An 18,634-nucleotide genomic window follows, 5' to 3' on the forward strand; every position below is an offset into this window, starting at 1 on the left:
TTTCTCATAGGTAAAGGAGGTCGATGATTTTGGATATGCAGAAATGGGACTAGCGGTATAGCACTAATCAAGTGATGATTCAGGATTGTTTGTAATAGAAAACAGCGAGCTGCGTTCGATCACGCAAAGCCAATTTATCCAAAATCGAACTGATGTAATTACGCACCGTGCCCTCGCTTAAATAGAGTTCTTGCGCAATTTCACGATTTGATTTTCCATCTGCTACCAGCCTGATCATCGCGAGTTCGCGGCTGCTAAAGTGATAATCGCTGAGGTTTGGCTGCTCATTTGACTTCATCAGAGACGGAATCTTATCAATGATTGCGTCACCAAAAACGCGCTGACCGCTAAAAACGGCCTTGAGTGCAGGGATAATACTTTCAAAATTTTGCTTAAGAATGTAGCCCTTAGCGCCAATACGCAGGGCTTCAATGATGTATTCATCATCTGAAAAGGTGGTCAAAAACAATACCTTCGTCTTAGGGGCTTGATTCATTAAACGTTTTGCAGCCTCAATTCCAGATAGGCCATCCATTCGAATATCAATTAAGAGCAGATCCGGACAAAGCCTCTGGCAAAGGTGCAGGGCTTCAGCTCCTGAGTATCCCGAACCGACAACCCGAATCTCCGGATCAGTCTCCAGTATTGTATTCAGCGAAGACACAACCAGTCGGTCATCATCCACAATGATCACATTCATGATCGGTTTTCCTCCTTAGGAATTGAGATAAAAAGCATAAATCCATTTTTATCGTCGATCGTGAAAATGCCGTGAAAAGCCTCCACACGCTCTTGAATATTCTTCAACCCCATTCCTTGGCCCTGCCAATTGCCGGGCACTTGCCCATTGTCATGGATGATGAGCTGATAGAATGCCGGGTGCTCACGCAGCGTTGTTTCAGCATGGGTGGCGTTTGAATGCCGAACAATGTTGGACAAGGCTTCTTTAACAATTGAGATCAGTGCATAAGTGAGTTTGCTCCCGGGAGTATGCTGTACCGCAAGGTCAAGGGTCATCGGACAGTACGTGAATTTCCGGATCAGCTTGTCGAGTTCATGCTGCAAATTGATCGACTCATCATGCAGATTATGAACGCTTTTGCGAATGCTTGTCATTGCTTCTGTTAAAGTGTCCTTCAGTTCGATCAGCCCACCAGTTGTTTGCGGCTTTTGTGAGACAGCGAGCAGGGCACCGGTTTGCAGCAACGCGCGCGACAGCAAATGACCAACGTTGTCATGAATCTCTCGTGCGATGCGATTACGTTCCCCTAGAGTTGCCATGGTCAGTTCGTTCGTTTGCTTTTTAAGCAAGTTCTGATTCTGACGCTTCAGTTGCCGAGCCATTTCTTTGGTGGTATCTCGCAAATAGTAATGACGGCGGATCAGCTGCGCCAACGCCTTTGTACGAAACCGCAGAAGTATGGAGAAAAGAAATAGGACGCAGAGCCCTAAATCAATCTGCAGCGTGCCAAGCGGCCAGAACTTCAGAAAGGGAAGTAAAGCTAACAGACAGATCCACTGCTTTTTCGAGTAAAACATGTCATAAAGTGCGAGTGGCAGAAACACGCACAGCCAAGGCAAAAACAAGCTTATGAGCAAAAAGAAACCGACAAGAAACAGGTGGAGGCGTTCTTGATGAAAATAGCTAAGAAAGCAAGAAAAAATAATCGTCAGTAAAAATGGGAGTACATCATAAGCAAAGGGTTTTCCTGTCAGAAACAGAATAGAGCAGCTTAAGAGCAAGACCAGTTTATCGATAATCGAATTCATCGCGCATATCCGTCCTGATTTATTCTTTTACTTCCTTTATTTAACCATGTTTTATGCATCCAAACAATTTATGACGTCCGAATGATGACAAATGTCATGGCGATTGATGATTGGCGACACTGATGTGTCCAGCAGCGATCAATTAAACTAAAGGTAAACTGGAAGGGGGATACCTCATGATCATTCATGTGAAAAATTTGCTAAAAAGATATGGGGATCTTGTTGCACTCGATCACCTATCGCTGGATATAAAAGAAGGCGAAATCTTTGGCTTGCTTGGCCCCAATGGATCGGGGAAAAGTACAGCCATTAATTGTATTTTGTCGCTGCTGCGCTTTGATAAAGGAGAAATTGAAATATTCGGTAAAAAAATGACGCCGGATGCTTATGAGAGCAAGCGTAACATTGGCATTGTGATGCAAAATGTCGCCGTTTTTAATGAGTTAACGGTCTATGAAAATATCGATTATTTTTGCGGGCTGTATGTGCATGATAAATCAGAAAGAAAACGGCTTGTGGAAGAGGCGATTGATTTTGTTGAACTGGGGAACTTCAAAAAGTTTCATCCCAAAAAATTAAGCGGTGGTTTGCTGCGGCGACTAAACATTGCCTGCGGGATTGCACACCGGCCAAAACTGATTATCCTTGACGAACCAACCGTTGCGGTTGACCCGCAAAGCCGCAACAAAATACTCGAAGGCATCGCGCGCTTAAATGAACAGGGCGCAACGATTGTCTATACCTCGCATTACATGGAGGAAGTCGAGCAGTTATGTTCACGAATTGCCATATTGGACAAAGGACGGGTGATTGCATCCGGAACGCAAGAAGAGCTGAAAGCGATGATTACGCTTGGCGAGAAAATTACGATTGAAGCCTTCTCGATCAATGAACACGAGCTGCAGCAGCTGCGTGAGCTTTCTGGCGTTCTCTCTGTTCAGTGGGTTGAAAAACGGCTGGTCATTAAGTCTGGAAAGAAAGCAGGAAGTCTTGAAGCGGTGCTTGATTTCCTAAAAACACATGAGATCGGGTTCGGACGTATTTACTCAGAACTGCCGACACTGAATGACGTCTTTCTTGAAATAACCGGCAAACAGCTCAGGGATTGAGGAGGAGGTTACGCGATGTTCATGCATATTTTTTTCTATCGTTTTAAATGCCTGATCAGAGATAAGCAGCTGGTATTTTGGACGCTTCTTTTTCCGATCTTGCTGGGAACATTCTTTTACATGGCATTCAGCAATCTGAACGATGAAGCATCGTTTCATCCGATTCATGCCGCGGTGGTTCCCAGCGGCAACAGCCACTATGATGCACCGTTTGTAGATGTTCTGCGCAGCGTTTCGAAAGGAAAAAATCATTTGTTCATGATGAAAACAGCTGCCAGTCAGGCAGAAGCTGATCGATGGTTGAAAGCAGGGAAGATTGACGGTTATTTCTCGAGTGGCGAAACGATTCAATTAACGGTGAATGAATCCGGACTCAATCAGAGTATTATGAAAAGTTTCGTTGATCAGTACCGTACAAGTAGTGCCGCGGCAGCGCAGATTGCCAAGGACAATCCGAATGCGCTGCAAAACGGGTTGCTGCAAGACTTGAGCGATCATCGCAGTTATGTTAAAGAGGTTTCCGGAGGCGGCGCGGAACCAAATAATGTATTGAATTACTTCTATACTTTGATCGCGATGGCTTGTTTGTACGGAAGCTTCTGGGGAGCGAAGGAAGTCATGGATATTCAAGCAGATCAGACGGAGCGTGCCGCACGAGTCAATACAGCGCCGATTCATAAACTCAAGATGTTTATTGCCGGTAGTCTGGCTGCATTGATTATTCTTTTTGCAGAAATTCTTATTCTGCTAGCTTATTTGCGGTTCGGGTTGAAGATCGATTTTGGTCCGCGTACAGGACTCGTGGTGCTTACCGCTCTGTTAGGAAGTATTCTTGGTATCTCATTCGGAGCTTTTATCAGTGCTGTCGTCAAGGCGGGCGAAGGGTTAAAAATTGCTTGCCTTATTTTCGTGACGATGGCCGGTTCCTTCCTGTCTGGCATGATGTATCAGAACATGAAATATATCGTTTCTCAGTATGTTCCGCTTCTTTCATGGCTTAATCCGGTCAATTTGCTGACGGATGCGTTTTACGCGCTTTATTACTACGATAACTTGTACCGCTTTGCATTAAACGCGGGGATGATGTGCCTTTTTATCATTGTTTTCTGCGCGGGGACTTATCTGATCATCAGGAGGCGAAGATATGCCCGTCTTTAACGTGTGTTTGAAAATTTTTCGGAAAAATTGGCTCTCGGTCTCGATCTATGTCGTTATCTTTTTGGCGATCGCAATTTTGATTTCAGCAACCAGTGTATCGGACCAGCCGACGACCTTCGCGCAAAAGAAAGCACGAATTGCCTTCATTGCAGAAGAACAGACGCCACTTGTCAAAGGGTTTCGCAAGGAGCTTTCGCGTAGTACGACGATTGTTGCTTTGCCGGACCAATCCGAGAAGCTTCAGGATGCGCTCTATTTTCGCCAGGTCACTTATATCCTGCGTATTCCTAAAGGGTTTACGGAAAACGTGCTTAGCGGTGGAAATATGCGACTGGAAAAAACGGTTGTGCCGAATTCGATTGAGAACACCTATGTGGACCTCAACGTTGATCAATATTGGAATCTTGCCCGGCTCTATGCGACCCATGAACCGGGGATCAGTCAGGACGGCTTGCTCAGCCGCTTAAAAGCAAATTTATCCGGCACTACTCCGGTGTTCATGAAAACAGAAAACGCGGCGAAAACTTCAGACAGCTTCTCAATGTTCTATTTTAATTTCCTTGCTTATACATTGTCCGCAGTGCTCATTATGGGAATTTCGACGGCAATGATGGTCTTTCGAAGACGCGATTTGCGTATGCGTCACTATTGCTCGCCGCTGAAGCCAACAAACATCACGATGCAGCTTCTTGCAGCGAATTTGCTGTTTGCCGGCGCTTCATGGGCGGTATTGGTCGGTTTTTGTTTCCTTCTTGATCCGAAAAGCATCGCCACAATAAATATGCTCTATTTCCTGATCAATTCGCTTTTGTTTACCGGATGCATCGCAAGTCTCAGTTATCTGATCAGTACGGTCTTAAAGAGTCTTAATGCCGTCTCAGCGGTATGTAATCTGATCACATTGGGCACGTGTTTCATTAGCGGTGTTTTTGTTCCACAGGAATTTCTTAATAGCACCGTACTCAAAATTGCCAGCTTCACACCGACCTATTGGTATGTTCAAGCAAATACCAAAATCGCAAAATTAACCCATTTCTCATGGGACCATCTGGCACCATCTTTGTACAGCATGTTGATTATGCTTGCTTTCACCGGGGCCTTCATCGCTGTCGCTCTGGTCATTGGAAGAAGACAGCAAGCGACCAATTAATTTCAGCAAAGGATTCATAAAAAGATAAAAAGAATTCATCTGAAGTTCATTTTGGTTTTGTATGGTAAACCTAAGACCCGCGTGATTAGGTCTTAAGGCGTAGCGGCTTTAAGTCTGAGGGATCTAGCGGGCAAAGTCAGAGTTGTTTACAATGAATGAAGGTTGTTTCATAGCCATAATTGTATAGGAAAAGGTGGAGTGAGTGGGTGCGAAAAATAATCGCGTTTTCAATGAAGAATAAGCTGGCTGTGTGGCTGCTGACGCTCGTTGTCATTATCGGCGGGATCTACGCCGGTACTACGATGAAGATGGAAACAATGCCGAATTTTACCATACCTGTCGTCAGTGTTTCAACAATGTATCAGGGCGCATCGCCAGATGAAGTCGACAACAGTGTGACCGAGCCGATTGAGCAGAAACTTCAGGCACTGCCCGGCGTTCAGAATGTGAGTGCAACGTCGTCAACCGGTATGTCTGCCGTTGTTGTTGAATATGATTATAGTCAAGATATGGACAAAGCAACAGATGATATTAAAGAAGCCGTTGACCAGGTGAGCCTGCCAGATCAAGTATCGACGCCAACTGTTGCGCGCATCAGCATGGATTCGATGCCCGTTTACAGCTTAAGTGTTTCCGGCAAGGATATGTCGCTGGATCAGTTGAGTGACCGTGTCGAAAAAGATCTGCTTCCATCCATTCAGGGCGTCGACGGAATTTCCTCGGTCACGTTATCTGGACAGCAAACTGAAAGTGTTCAGATCTCTTTTAAAGCAAATCAATTGAAGAAATACGGAATTACTCAAGATACAGTCGTAAATTTGATTAAAGGAAATAATGTATCGGCTCCGCTTGGCCTCTACACGATTGATCAAAGTCAGAAATCAATTGTTGTCAGCGGAAATATTAAATCTGTGAATGATCTGAAGGATATGCGGATCCCCTATACACCGCAACCAGCGCTTAGCGGGCAGGCACAACCGGGCACTGCAGCCCAGCAGCAAACCGCAAACGGAGCGAGCACGCAGCAAAACGCGGGCCAGACTCAGCAGGATGCAAGCGCGCAAGCCGATTCGGCTTCAGGCGCCCAGCAAGCTGCAGCAATCAAACTGCCGACAGTCAAACTTTCTGAAGTGGCAAGTGTAGCGCTCCAGAAGAAAGCTGAATCGATTTCCCGTACAAACGGTGAACGCTCCATCGGTTTGTCTGTTGTAAAAGGTCAAGATGCAAATACGGTTGACGTTGTGAATGACGTCAAAGCGAAAGTGGCAGCATTTAACAAGTCCTACCCAGACATTCAAACGGAATCAATGTTTGATCAGGGCCAACCCATCGAGCAGTCAGTAAAAACAATGGTAGAAAAAGCGATTTACGGTGCGCTATTTGCAATGCTGATCATTTTGCTTTTCCTGAGAAATATCCGCACGACCTTAATCTCGGTCATTTCCATCCCGCTTTCATTACTGATTGCTTTGATTGTGCTGAAACAAATGGATATTACGTTGAACGTTATGACACTTGGTGCGATGACGATTGCGATCGGGCGTGTTGTTGATGACTCTATAGTTGTCATCGAGAATATTTACCGGCGAATGTCGCTGTCTACAGAAAAACTAAGAGGTAGGGAATTAATCCGCGAAGCAACTCATGAAATGTTCATTCCAATTCTTTCTTCGACAATTGTCACGATTGCGGTGTTCTTGCCGATGGCTCTCGTATCAGGCGTTGTCGGGCAGATCTTTTGGCCGTTTGCCTTAACGATCGTCTTCTCCCTACTCGCTTCGCTTCTTGTCGCGATCACGATCGTTCCAATGCTTTCGAACAGTTTCTTTAAGCATGGTTTGAAGAAGAAGAGCAATCATGAGGAAAAACCAGGCAGAATTGCCTCAGGCTATCGGAAAATCTTGAACGGCGCTTTGAATCATAAGATGCTTGTCTTCGGTGCCGCAGTACTCGTCTTTGCAGCAAGTTTGTTTCTCGTGCCGCATATCGGCGCAAGCTTTATGCCAAGCGACTCGGAAAAAGAATTAATCATTACTTATAATCCAGATCCGGGACAAACCGTCAAGGATACGCAAAGGGCTGCAGAGGAAGCTGAACGCTATTTGGAATCAAGCAAGTATATGGATAAAGTGCAATATTCGATTGGCGGCTCTAGTTCTTCGGCAATGTTCCAATCATCCGATAATCAGGGGCTGTTCTTTGTTTCTTACAAAACAAGCACCCCCAATTTCGAGGATTTTCAGCAAAGAGTGCTTAAGGGCTTAAATGCCCGTGCTGATCATGGTCAGTTTAAATTCCAAGACTTTGGCTCCGGTTCAAGCTCGAATACGCTGACGCTCTATGTGTATGGCGATTCAATGAATCAGCTTCGCCCGGTAACAAGCGACGTCTTAGATGTCGTGAAAAAGGATAAAAATTTCACGGATGCGGACTCCAGTCTTTCAAAGGCCTACGATCAATACACGATGACAGCCGATCAAGCAAAACTTGGCCAGAATGGTATTGCCGCCGGACAAATTGCACAAACACTGCTCGGATCAAGCGGAATGACCAATAATCAGGCACTAACCACAATCAAGCGGAATGGTGATGACCTTAAGGTTTATTTGAAAACCTCAGGCAATACAAATCTGAAGTCGCTGGACGAACTGACCGATCAAACCGTTGCATCACCAACGGGTCAAAATGTGAAGATCAGTGACTTGGCCAAGGTTGAAAAAGGAACCTCACCGCAAACGATCACAAAACGTGACGGTAAGCTCTATGCTGAGATTTCGGCAAAGGTGACGGCAAAGAACGTATCCGGGGCAACTGCCGATTTGCAAAAGCAGATTGACAAACTGGATCTTCCAGATGGAGCTAGCGTGTCTTTCTCCGGAGTAACCGAACAGATGAACGACTCCTTCAGTCAGCTCGGTTTCGCCATGCTCGCTGCGGTGATCATTGTCTACTTCGTCCTTGTTGTGACTTTTGGCGGCGGATTGGCACCGTTCGCCATTCTGTTCTCACTGCCTTTTGCAATTATCGGAAGTTTGGTTGCCCTGCTGGTCAGTGGTGAGACGATCAGCGTGTCGTCAATGATTGGTGCATTGATGTTGATCGGTATTGTTATTACTAACGCGGTTGTCTTAATTGACCGAGTCATCCACAAGGAAAAAGCAGGATTAAGCACACGCGAAGCATTGCTCGAAGCAGCCGGTACGCGTATCCGACCCATTTTGATGACCGCAATTGCCACCATCTGCGCGCTGATGCCACTTGCATTCGGCATGGAAGGAAGTGGCGGTTTGATCTCTAAAGGATTGGCGGTTACCGTTATCGGCGGAATCACGAGTTCGACACTCTTGACCTTACTGATCGTGCCGATTGTCTATGAAGCATTGATGAAACTAAAAAGTAAAAGGACACATAAAGAAGACACAACAGTAAGTGACTAATCACATTCAAAAACTGCTTCGACCCATTTGGTCGAAGCAGTTTTTTTAACAGGTAAAGAAAATTTATGATTTTGCCCCGTCTTCAAATCAATAGATCCGTGTTTTGGTCGAGAATCAAAGCGGAGGTGTGCGCTGGCGCCGCGGGATCGCGCTTAGTTGATGCGTGCCGGGAACTCGGCTTGTTTGAAGCAAGCGGCTGAAATGTCGAGCTATAACGCTCATGACACGCATTTTAAAATTTGATTTATAAAAAATTTGAGCATCATTGTCCTCTGTGTTAATTTGGTAATAATATAAGAAACAGACCGGCTGCCTTTGGCGTTCAGTCAGATTTGTTCTTTGCTGAGAATAAATGAGAGGACAGGCATGATGAAAGGAAAAACTTTTTATCAAGATTTGAAAGTAATGACCCTTGTAACCATCGGTGCGTTGCTGAACGCTGCTGCGATGAACTTATTCCTCATTCCCGCAAACGTATTGGCCGGTGGGGTTACGGGTATCGCCCAGTTGATCTCGGCACTGCTTGCGCCGACCTCATTCCACTTGAGTACCGGCATTCTGCTGCTGCTCTTAAATATTCCGGTTGCCTATGCCGGATGGATCAAGGTTGGACACCGCTTCACTTTATATAGTTCAATCAGTGTTGTGCTGACAACGTTGTTTATGGCAGTAATTCCGCTGCATCCATTAACAAATGATATTTTGCTAAATGCGGTTTTTGGCGGTGTTGTACAGGCAATCGGCGTCGGTCTAACGCTAAAATTCGGCGCATCAACTGGAGGCATGGACATTATCGCCATGATTCTGACACGGATGAAAGACCGTCCGATTGGTTTTTACATGTTTGCCTTGAACAGTTTAATTATTGTGTCTGCAGGATTCTTATTCGGGTGGCGTCGCGCGCTGTACACGTTGCTGCAGCTCTATGTCAGCATTCGGGTGATTGACACGATTCACACAAGCTATGTGAAATTGACCGCATGGGTGGTTACATCGAAGGCGCCGGAATTGCAACGAGCAATCGCAACGCAAATGTATCGCGGCATAACCAAGATACCTGCAAAAGGCGGCTACACCAATCAAGATAAAGATATGCTTATGATTGTGCTGACGCGTTATGAGCTTTATCTGCTTAAGCGAATTATTAAGGAAATTGATCCGCGCGCATTCACTAATATTGTTGAAACCACGGATGTTTTTGGATTGTTCGTGCGCAAAAAAGAATCGTGAGGATTATTGAAGTGCTTGTTCTTTTTTTATCAATTTGGTACACTTTTTGTAACAATGATAAGGAGGTGGGTCGGTTGATGTTCATGAAGTGTCGCGCTCAGTTAGAGTCTTTTCTCTATATCGTTCGCGCGATTTTTGCGGTTATTTTCTTCAAGGGACAAGTCTGCCCTTTTTTAGAAAATAATAGCAGTTCATGAACGTACGCGGACCCGCACAGCGGTTAATTTATTGCTTGACGGAATGAAATCCACGGGTGGATGTACGCCTGTGGATTTTTTTGTTTTGCACAATTGTTTTTGAAAATAGTGATGAAATGATGTTCCCTAATAGGCAGTCCGTCTGCGCGGTTGTCCGCGAAAAGCAGGCAGTTTTTGCGACAATCATAAGTTGAGGGGACGTGCGTATCATGATGATTTGTCATGCAGATCATATTCATAAAAATATAGCTGGGAATGAGATTTTACGCGATATTTGTTTCTCAATAAACGAGCATGAAAAGATTGCGCTTGTCGGCGCAAATGGAAGTGGAAAAACAACACTACTTAATCTAATCGCCGGACGCGACGTCACGGATCGAGGGGCAATCGCGATAAAGAACGGTGCTACAGTCGGCTATTTACAGCAGCTTCCGAACGGGGACGGGCAGTCTGTTCGTCAGTTTTTGATGAAAGCTTTTGCCCACTGTCTAAGCATCGATAAAAAAGTGAAGGAATTAGAACAAATGCTTGCACGTTGTTTGCCGAATCAACTGAAGCGGATGCTCGACCGTTATGCACGGCTTCAGGATGAATTTCAGAAATCCGGCGGTTATGAAATGGAGTATAAAATGGATCAGGTCGCCGGTGGTCTTGGTATTCAGGAATTGCTGGATCATCCGTTTGATTCGCTTAGCGGCGGCGAACGCACGAAGGTCGGTCTTGCGCTGCAATTGCTGTCTGAGCCGGATTTTCTGCTGCTTGATGAGCCAACAAATCATTTGGACATCGTTGCGCTTGAATGGCTGGAACGGTTTATTCGGCAATACAAAGGAACGATTTTGCTGGTTTCCCACGATCGGTTTTTTCTTGACCGCACGGTAAGTAAAGTGCTGGAGCTTGATGATGGTGTTGTGGTTTGCTATACAGGAAATTATTCCAGTTATGTTAAAGAGAAACAAAAAAGGCTCATACTTGCATTTGCAGCTTACACAGATCAGCAGAAAAAAATCAAGAAAATGAAAGAGACCATCAAACGGCTCAAGGAATGGGCGAATCAAGCGAAACCGCCGAATGCTGGGATGCATCGCCGGGCGAAGAGCATGGAAAAAGCGCTTGATCGCCTGGAACGCTTGAAACGTCCAAAAATGGAGCAAGATCAAATGGTCCTTGATTTTGCCGCGAATACGCGAACAGGAAACCGTGTGCTCAGCTGCCGCAATCTGTCGATTGCTTACCATGGAATCCGATTGCTCGATCATGTGTCTTTGGACATTCGTTATCAGGAACGCGTCGCAATCTGCGGCCCAAATGGTGCCGGAAAAACGACTTTGATCCATTGTTTGCTCGGTAAAAGAAAACCTGATGAAGGCGAGGTGCGTCATGGAACACATTTAAATATCGGCTTTTTATCACAGCATGTCTTCGAAAAGAAAGACGAGCGTGAGCGCCGCGTGATTGATGTTTTTCGTGAACACGCACGACTAACTGAAGGTGAGGCGCGTCATGAACTGGCAAGATTTATGTTTTACGGATCGGACGTGTTTCGAAAAATTGGTACGCTCAGCGGCGGCGAACGCGTCAGAATCCGATTGGCTGATTTAATGATGAAGAAGATCAATGTGCTCGTACTTGATGAACCAACGAATCATTTGGATATCGATTCGCGAGAAGTCCTTGAGGAAGCGGTAAACCAATTCAGCGGAACCGTTCTTGCGGTCAGTCATGACCGTTATTTTTTGAAGAAATGTTTTAACGAGATCTATTGGCTGCAAAATGGTCATTTGAATAAGGAAAAACACTTCTCGCAGTTCGACCATTAATACGAAGAGACAACAAAAGCCATCGTACTCTGAAAAGATACGATGGCTTTTGTCATTACTCAGTATTTTTGGCGAGCGCACGTTTCTGCTTTTCGTTGTTATAATAACGCATGACATGCGCCACATAGTCCGGATCGCCATAACTGCTCCATTGGAGTTCACGTGCTTTCTGATCTGCGTAGTGATGGGCAAGCTGCGCGCTGAATTTCCCCCCATGCGCTTTGACATAATCAGCAAATCCAAGCCCAAAGTTATAGCTCTGAAGCGCAAGCGAAGGATCATTATCGGAACGATTCAGTGCTCTTTTAAAATATTGGATGCCTGCTCGAATACTCTTCTCAGGAGTAGCAATTGAATTGCGCGGTTTCCCCAAGCTTTCCGATGCCTGCATCACATCGACGGCTTTTCCCTTAGATTCCTGCATCGCAATCGCCATAATCAGATCGGTATAATCGCTGATCCCATATTCTTTGGCAACTTTGGAAATCGTCGGTCGATAAGCTTTGACATCATCATTAATCACACGTTTGTCATTTAACAGCGGAACATGATCCGCTTGCGGACTGTACAAACTTGAAACAATGTACAGCAGAACAAAGGAAATCGCAATGAGCAGAGATGAGGATAGAATAATTTTTAACGTTTGACGTATCATGAACTTCTCTGCCTTTTCGTCTCGTTACTTACTATAAGCTTCAATGAAAAAAGCCGCTTTTCGACCGTCTAAGTGAAAGAAACTTTTTTGATGATTCATTGAACGCGTACATCTTAGGCGAATGACTCACATGCTTTGCGATACTGCATAGGATGAAAAAGAGGTCAATGCCTAACCACGGCAGGAAAGGATGACATGATGAATGTGCGGAATTACAGGCTGGATTGATTGGCATCGGGATTTAAGCAGCCAGCAAGATACGATTGCCCATATGGCTCATACATTGGATCATCGCGGTCCGGATGATTTAAATACATGGCTTGCGCCGCATGCAGCGCTCGGCCATGCGCGTCTGGTTGTTGTTGATCCTAAGGGCGGATGTCAGCCAATGAAAAAGACGGTTAACGGACAGGATTATGTTTTGGTTTACAATGGCGAACTCTACAACACTGAGGAGATTCGATCGGATCTGCTTAAAAAAGGATACACCTTTAAAGGGCATTCCGATACGGAGGTACTGCTGAGTGCTTATATTGAATGGCAAGAGCAGTGTGTGGATCATTTCAATGGTATTTTTGCCTTCGCGATTTGGGATGCAGCTCGGGATTTGCTGTTCGGTGCACGTGATCGCATGGGCGTCAAACCGTTCTTTTACGCTGAATCCGGCGGCAAGCTGATTTATGGGTCGGAAATAAAAGCGATTTTAGCTCATCCGGATATGAAGGCGGAAATTGATCGTGAAGGGTTATACGAGGTTTTCGGTCTTGGACCGTCACGGACGCCTGGGCATGGCGTTTATGTAGGCATTCATGATTTGCGTCCGGCTCATGCGTTTACGTACACGAGAAATGGAATGAAAATATGGCGGTACTGGAATGTGGTAAGCCATGAACATACGGACAGTCTTGAAGAGACGATCGCCCATATTCGCTATTTGGTCACTGATGCAGTGAGAAGGCAGCTTTATGCAGATGTACCAGTGGCAACATTTCTATCCGGAGGTCTTGATTCAAGCGGAATCTCAGCAATTGCTGCAGAATATTTTAGAGAACGGAAACGCCCGGCACTGCATACGTTCTCGATTGACTATGTGGGCAATGACCAATATTTCCATACGAGTAAATTTCAACCGAACAGTGATGCGCCGTTTATTGATGAGGTTTCCAAGTATTTGGGGACGGTGCATCATAATCTGATCATCGACAATGAGCATCTTGTCTCTTATTTGAAAAGGGCGATTCAAGTACGCGATATGCCCGGTTATGCGGATGTTGATTCCTCTTTGCTTTGGTTATGTGAACAAATCCGAAAAGATTTCACGGTTGCCCTTTCCGGTGAGTGTGCCGATGAAATCTTTGGCGGCTATCCGTGGTTCCACAGCCCGGAAACGTCTGCTAAGGAAGGCTTTCCATGGATGCGTTCGATTGATGCCCGCCAAGACTTGCTGAACAGCAAATGGGGGAGCAGGCTCAACTTAAAAGAATACGAGCTGGAGCGCTTTAATGAAACCATTGCCGAAACACCTCGGCTCGAGGGTGAATCGGCAATTGACGCCAAGCGCCGTGAATTGTTCTATCTCAATATGAATTGGTTTATGACGGCGCTTCTTGATCGCAAAGACCGCATGAGTATGGGGGCAAGCTTAGAAGTGCGCGTGCCATTCGCCGACCATCGAATCGTGCAGTATCTGTGGAACGTGCCGTGGGATATGAAAATGCTTGGCGGTCATGAAAAAGGGATTCTGCGTGCCGCACTGAAGGGGTACCTTCCTGATGATGTACTGTATCGTAAGAAAAGCCCTTATCCAAAAACGTATCATCCAAAGTATACGCAAGCGGTTTCCGAATGGCTGCAAAAAGTCATTGATACACCAAGTTCGCCTTTGCTTGAACTTGTTGACAAACAGAAGCTTCAGGACTTGATTGATTCGAAAGGTGATTCATTTAAAGCGCCTTGGTTTGGGCAGCTCATGTCTGGTCCGCAACTCATTGCCCATATGGCGCAGATGAATGAATGGTTGAAAACCTATAAGGTCAATATTATTGATCGCTAATAAGCTAATAAATAGAATCCCTCAGGCCTGCTCTTGAGGGATTCTATTTACATACGAATTGAAAAATGGGGGCGAACATGTGCGGATTCTATAGCGCACTGCGCAAAAGGGAATCAAGCGATGTGATGGCATCGTTCCGAAATTCGCAAACCGATCTACTCTTTTTATAGGTATCGTTTGGCGGTCAGGTGGAGAATCCACGCGTGGGCGGGGCGGGAATGATGCATTCGATGAAACCTAAAGGTGGGATAGTGCAGTTTTATGTTATGAATAATCACATTGTATGTTATTTTTAACGACGCATGATGTCGGTTGTCTAGACATCCTACGCGATTTGTGTGAAAATGACAGAATAGCAGTTGAAATTTATTTTCGAGGGAGGATCGTTGACGCTCCTGTTCAGTGGCTTCATTTATTTCATTAATTTTTTTATGATGGGGGAGAAAATCACCTGAATTATTCATAGCCTAATTTGCTAACTGGCCAAAACGCTTTCCCCACAAGGAGATAACCCTTTTCGTTTTTTCACCGATTAGGTGAAAAAAGTTAATGAAAAAGGAACCATTCCTTTGTATGATAATAGGTGACTAAACCAAAAACATACAAGGAGGTTCCTCATATGCTCAGTGTAGAGGAAAAGTCGTGTCAATTCAACAGGAAGATCAAAATCAATTTTACCGGTGGCGAACTTTCTTCCGACAGCGGTCATCTGATTTTTAAAGAATTTGATGAAAAACTCGGTTTCTCAAAAACGCTGACTCACCATCTGGTGCTGAACGATTCGCGCAAAAGTCCGGATTATTCCAATGAGCAACTTTTGCGCCAGAAGATCTATCAGCTGCTGGCTGGTTATTCTGAAGATGATGCAGCGGATTCATTGATTCACGATCCCGTGTTCACTCAGGTTGTTGAATCACCAACACTTGCGTCACAGCCGACACTCTCCCGTTTTTATGATCGCTTTGATCCTAATGCTCTGGATCAGCTTGGCATGGCCAACCAAAAATTACTCGACAAAGTTCACCGCTATCTGATCCTTGACTTGGATTCCACCCATGTTGATACGTATGGAAAGCAAGAATCCTCGGACTATAACGCGCATTACGGTACGATCGGCTTCCATCCCTTGGTGGCGTTTGATGGGGCAACGGGTGATTTTTTGAAAGCGAAACTGCGTCCTGGAAATCGCTATACATCGCATGGCGTTGTGGACTTTGTCCGGCCGATTCTCGAACACTACAACGAGCACTTTCCAGAAACCACGCCGCTCGTTCGCGCTGACAGCGGTTTTGCCACACCGGACCTCTACGAGGCGTGCGAAACAGAATCCGTCTACTACGTGATTCGGCTGAAGACCAACGCCGTGCTTCAACGGATGGCCGAAGAACTTCACCCGAATGATTCACCAACCGGTAAAACTCAGTGTTACTATGAAGAATTTGATTATCAGGCGAAGTCCTGGGGTAAGCCAAGACGGGTTGCCGTTCAATCCATTCGCCCGGCCAATGAACTTTTCTTTACGCATACCTTTATCGTGACCAATCTGGTTGAATGCTTCTCCCCGAAACAGGTCTTTCAGACTTATCAGAAACGAGGGACGATGGAAAACTACATCAAGGAAGCCAAATCCGGATTCAGTCTGGATCAACTGTCTAGTCACAAATTCGAAATTAACGAAGTCCGATTGATGCTCAGTCTGCTCGCCTACAATTTAACGAACTGGATGCGGACGATGGCATTCCCAAAAAGACAGAAGGCCATGCGAATCGAAACCATCCGAACGCGGATCGTCAAAGTGGCCAGTAAGCTCGTCCGGTCAGGACGATCCCTTTATTTCAAGCTGTCTTCCAGTTTTGTCTATCAGGCATTCTTCTGGAACGTGCTCAACCGGATTCAACAACTTCACATCGAGTAACAAAAAAACACTCAGCTCAAAATTCAAAACGGGTTCATCAGATCAACGGGGGAAGTCTGTCTCAAAATGGCCTTCTTTTACGTGAATGTTCAGAAATTGATCTTCAAGGTCATTTTTCCATTCAAAAAATCAAGTGAAATCAGGTTGGCTGCATCCTGGTGAGCAAAATCCCGAAAAAACGGCAAGCGGTGAATAATTCAGGAATCATGTTAGGATTTCTGCAAAGAATAGGAAAGTCACTGATGCTTCCTATCGCAGCGCTGCCCGCAGCGGCACTGCTTTTGCGTCTGGGGCAGCCGGATCTGCTGAATATACCGTTTATTGCAGCTGCCGGTAATGCGATTTTTACCAATCTCGCACTGATTTTTGCGATTGGCATTGCGGTAGGATTTGCCAAGGATAATAATGGTGCGGCTGCACTTGCCGGTGCGATGGGTTTTTTTGTACTGAGTGCCTGTGCGACGTCATTGAATAAGACAATCAATCTTGGCGTACTCGGAGGTATTGTTGCCGGTATCGTAGCCGGACTGCTCTACAATCGCTATCATAATATAAAATTACCGGACTGGCTGGCATTCTTCGGCGGCCGGCGTTTTGTTCCAATAGTGACGTCCGGCGCCATGCTTGTCCTTGGATTTGCTTTTGGCTATGTCTGGCCATTCGTGCAGCTGGGGATGTCTCACCTGGCAACGTGGATCTATGATGCCGGCGTTTTCGGTGCCGCGATCTATGGTCTGCTGAACCGGCTTCTGCTCCCGCTTGGCCTGCATCATGTAATCAATACATTGGTTTGGTTTGAATTTGGTACTTATAAAGGACTTCATGGAGAGATTACCCGTTTTCTCAATGGTGATCCATCCGCAGGGCTGCTGCTTTCCGGGTACTTCCCAATTATGATGTTCGGATTGCCGGCTGCATGTTTTGCCATGATTGCGGCGGCAAAAAAGGAGAAGCGAAAAGCAGTTAGCGGAATGCTGGCCGGGATTGCACTGACTTCCTTTGTCACTGGGGTTACAGAACCAATTGAATTTTCGTTCATGTTCCTTGCACCTGTTCTTTATGTCATTCATGCAGTGTTGACGGCAATTTCGATGGCGGTCACTTATTCTTTGGGGATTCATGATGGATTCGGGTTCTCTGCGGGTGCGATTGATTATATACTCAACTATCGGATTGCGCAGAAGCCACTGCTGCTCTTTTTTATCGGCTTGATTTTTGCTGTGATCTATTTTGTTGTCTTTTACTTCGCAATCAAATGGTTCAATCTGAAGACACCTGGACGTGAAGATGATGATCTGACAGAAGATGGCGAGGCATCAATGACCGCGGTTGATTCGGGTGATAAGTATGAAGGGTTGGCTGCTCGATTGATTCAAGACATTGGCGGTAAGCAGAACATTACCAATGTCGATAACTGTACAACACGGCTGCGGCTTAATGTCGTTGATTCGAGTGTTGCGAATGCTTCCGCAATTAAGCGTCATGGCGCACATGGCGTGATCAAGCTTAACAAGACAAATTTGCAGATTATTGTTGGCACCGATGTGGAATTTGTTGCGGATGCAATGCGGCAACAGCTTGCTCATGGTGCTGCGGCGTTTCCAAATGATATACCTGAAGCCCCTGATGAATCGGCAGTAGAGTTGGCGACGGTGACCGTTGGTGCCGAATCCGTTTGTGCGCCGATTCAAGGGATGCTGCTTCCGATTACCGATGTTCCGGATAAGGTTTTCTCTGAAAAGATGATGGGCGACGGTTTTGCTATTGATCCGGATGAAGGACTGGTTGTATCGCCGGTTGATGGAAAAGTCAGTGGCATATTTCCAACCAAACATGCCATCGGATTAACTGGAAGCGATGGTCTGGAGATTTTGATTCATGTCGGTTTAGATACCGTTAAATTGAGCGGGGAAGGGTTTATCAATTACGTGAACGAAGGAGATGCGGTTGTGAAAGGTCAGAAACTGATGTCTTTTGACATTCCGTTGATTAAGAATAAAGTTCCTTCCCTTGTTACACCTATTATCTTTACCAATCTTGATACAGCGAAACATGTTGTCTTAAAGAAAAGTGGTAAAGTGGCTAAAAATGAATCCGATATTATAACGTTTGCTTAAACGATAGATTAAACAAGCCTGCG

General features: G+C 45.5%; 13 protein-coding genes. 10 read left to right on the forward strand and 3 right to left on the reverse strand.

Annotated elements, in window-relative coordinates; translation table 11 throughout:
- Positions 1–79 precede the first annotated feature (79 nt).
- A complete protein-coding gene (locus K7399_RS02985; protein ID WP_028977573.1) occupies positions 80–700 on the reverse strand; it encodes a response regulator in 621 nt (206 codons plus the stop codon).
- The gene (locus K7399_RS02990; protein WP_028977574.1) at positions 697–1,770 is read right to left on the reverse strand and encodes a sensor histidine kinase; all 1,074 of its coding nucleotides are present in this window, start codon (positions 1,768–1,770) and stop codon (positions 697–699) included. Before K7399_RS02990 ends, K7399_RS02985 begins: the two co-directional genes overlap by 4 nt.
- Before the next feature lie 176 nt (positions 1,771–1,946).
- Between K7399_RS02990 and K7399_RS02995 the strand changes: the two genes are divergently transcribed.
- The 7 genes from K7399_RS02995 (at position 1,947) to abc-f (ending at position 11,871) form a co-directional block, all read left to right on the forward strand.
- Complete coding sequence (locus K7399_RS02995; RefSeq protein WP_028977575.1) at positions 1,947–2,879, forward strand: ABC transporter ATP-binding protein; 933 nt, start codon at positions 1,947–1,949, stop codon at positions 2,877–2,879.
- Positions 2,880–2,894: 15 nt separating this feature from the next.
- A complete protein-coding gene (locus K7399_RS03000; protein ID WP_128166528.1) occupies positions 2,895–4,037 on the forward strand; it encodes an ABC transporter permease in 1,143 nt (380 codons plus the stop codon).
- Entirely contained in the window at positions 4,024–5,187 is a 1,164-nt protein-coding gene (locus tag K7399_RS03005) for an ABC transporter permease (RefSeq protein ID WP_128166530.1), read from the forward strand. The genes K7399_RS03000 and K7399_RS03005 overlap by 14 nt, the downstream gene beginning before the upstream one ends.
- 206 nt (positions 5,188–5,393) lie before the next feature.
- Positions 5,394–8,624: an efflux RND transporter permease subunit gene (locus K7399_RS03010; protein ID WP_128166532.1), complete on the forward strand. Its 3,231-nt coding sequence runs from the start codon at positions 5,394–5,396 to the stop codon at positions 8,622–8,624.
- Positions 8,625–8,993: 369 nt separating this feature from the next.
- Entirely contained in the window at positions 8,994–9,854 is an 861-nt protein-coding gene (locus K7399_RS03015; RefSeq protein ID WP_051575306.1) for a YitT family protein, read from the forward strand.
- Positions 9,855–9,937: 83 nt separating this feature from the next.
- Positions 9,938–10,051 carry an RAxF-45 family protein gene (locus K7399_RS16275; protein ID WP_415640325.1) on the forward strand — a complete coding sequence of 38 codons (114 nt, stop codon included), beginning with the start codon at positions 9,938–9,940 and terminating at the stop codon, positions 10,049–10,051.
- A 209-nt stretch (positions 10,052–10,260) separates the two neighbouring features.
- A complete protein-coding gene (gene abc-f / locus K7399_RS03020; RefSeq protein WP_037562901.1) occupies positions 10,261–11,871 on the forward strand; it encodes a ribosomal protection-like ABC-F family protein in 1,611 nt (536 codons plus the stop codon).
- 55 nt (positions 11,872–11,926) lie between these two features.
- Here the strand turns inward: abc-f and K7399_RS03025 are convergent, their stop codons facing one another.
- A complete protein-coding gene (locus K7399_RS03025; RefSeq protein ID WP_028984001.1) occupies positions 11,927–12,526 on the reverse strand; it encodes a lysozyme family protein in 600 nt (199 codons plus the stop codon).
- Between the two features lie 202 nt (positions 12,527–12,728).
- Here K7399_RS03025 and asnB point away from each other — a divergent pair, with 202 nt between their 5' ends.
- The 3 genes from asnB to nagE all read left to right on the forward strand — a co-directional run bounded on the left by asnB (position 12,729) and on the right by nagE (position 18,611).
- Positions 12,729–14,579 carry an asparagine synthase (glutamine-hydrolyzing) gene (gene asnB, locus K7399_RS03030; RefSeq protein WP_028976121.1) on the forward strand — a complete coding sequence of 617 codons (1,851 nt, stop codon included), beginning with the start codon at positions 12,729–12,731 and terminating at the stop codon, positions 14,577–14,579.
- Between the two features lie 619 nt (positions 14,580–15,198).
- A complete protein-coding gene (locus K7399_RS03035; protein WP_128166613.1) occupies positions 15,199–16,494 on the forward strand; it encodes an IS1380 family transposase in 1,296 nt (431 codons plus the stop codon).
- Between the two features lie 206 nt (positions 16,495–16,700).
- Positions 16,701–18,611 carry an N-acetylglucosamine-specific PTS transporter subunit IIBC gene (nagE, locus tag K7399_RS03040; protein WP_028976120.1) on the forward strand — a complete coding sequence of 637 codons (1,911 nt, stop codon included), beginning with the start codon at positions 16,701–16,703 and terminating at the stop codon, positions 18,609–18,611.
- Positions 18,612–18,634 lie beyond the last annotated feature (23 nt).

Origin of the sequence: Sporolactobacillus terrae (genome assembly GCF_019930545.1) — a bacterium.
GTDB lineage: Bacteria > Bacillota > Bacilli > Bacillales > Sporolactobacillaceae > Sporolactobacillus > Sporolactobacillus terrae.

Coding starts and splice junctions, on each gene's coding strand:
- K7399_RS02985 (WP_028977573.1), bottom strand. CDS start 700: ATGAATGTGATCATTGTGGATGATGACCGACTGGTTGTGTCTTCGCTG.
- K7399_RS02995 (WP_028977575.1), top strand. CDS start 1,947: ATGATCATTCATGTGAAAAATTTGCTAAAAAGATATGGGGATCTTGTT.
- K7399_RS02990 (WP_028977574.1), bottom strand. CDS start 1,770: ATGAATTCGATTATCGATAAACTGGTCTTGCTCTTAAGCTGCTCTATT.
- K7399_RS03035 (WP_128166613.1), top strand. CDS start 15,199: ATGCTCAGTGTAGAGGAAAAGTCGTGTCAATTCAACAGGAAGATCAAA.
- K7399_RS03015 (WP_051575306.1), top strand. CDS start 8,994: ATGAAAGGAAAAACTTTTTATCAAGATTTGAAAGTAATGACCCTTGTA.
- abc-f (WP_037562901.1), top strand. CDS start 10,261: ATGATGATTTGTCATGCAGATCATATTCATAAAAATATAGCTGGGAAT.
- K7399_RS16275 (WP_415640325.1), top strand. CDS start 9,938: ATGAAGTGTCGCGCTCAGTTAGAGTCTTTTCTCTATATCGTTCGCGCG.
- asnB (WP_028976121.1), top strand. CDS start 12,729: ATGTGCGGAATTACAGGCTGGATTGATTGGCATCGGGATTTAAGCAGC.
- K7399_RS03025 (WP_028984001.1), bottom strand. CDS start 12,526: ATGATACGTCAAACGTTAAAAATTATTCTATCCTCATCTCTGCTCATT.
- K7399_RS03000 (WP_128166528.1), top strand. CDS start 2,895: ATGTTCATGCATATTTTTTTCTATCGTTTTAAATGCCTGATCAGAGAT.
- K7399_RS03005 (WP_128166530.1), top strand. CDS start 4,024: ATGCCCGTCTTTAACGTGTGTTTGAAAATTTTTCGGAAAAATTGGCTC.
- nagE (WP_028976120.1), top strand. CDS start 16,701: ATGTTAGGATTTCTGCAAAGAATAGGAAAGTCACTGATGCTTCCTATC.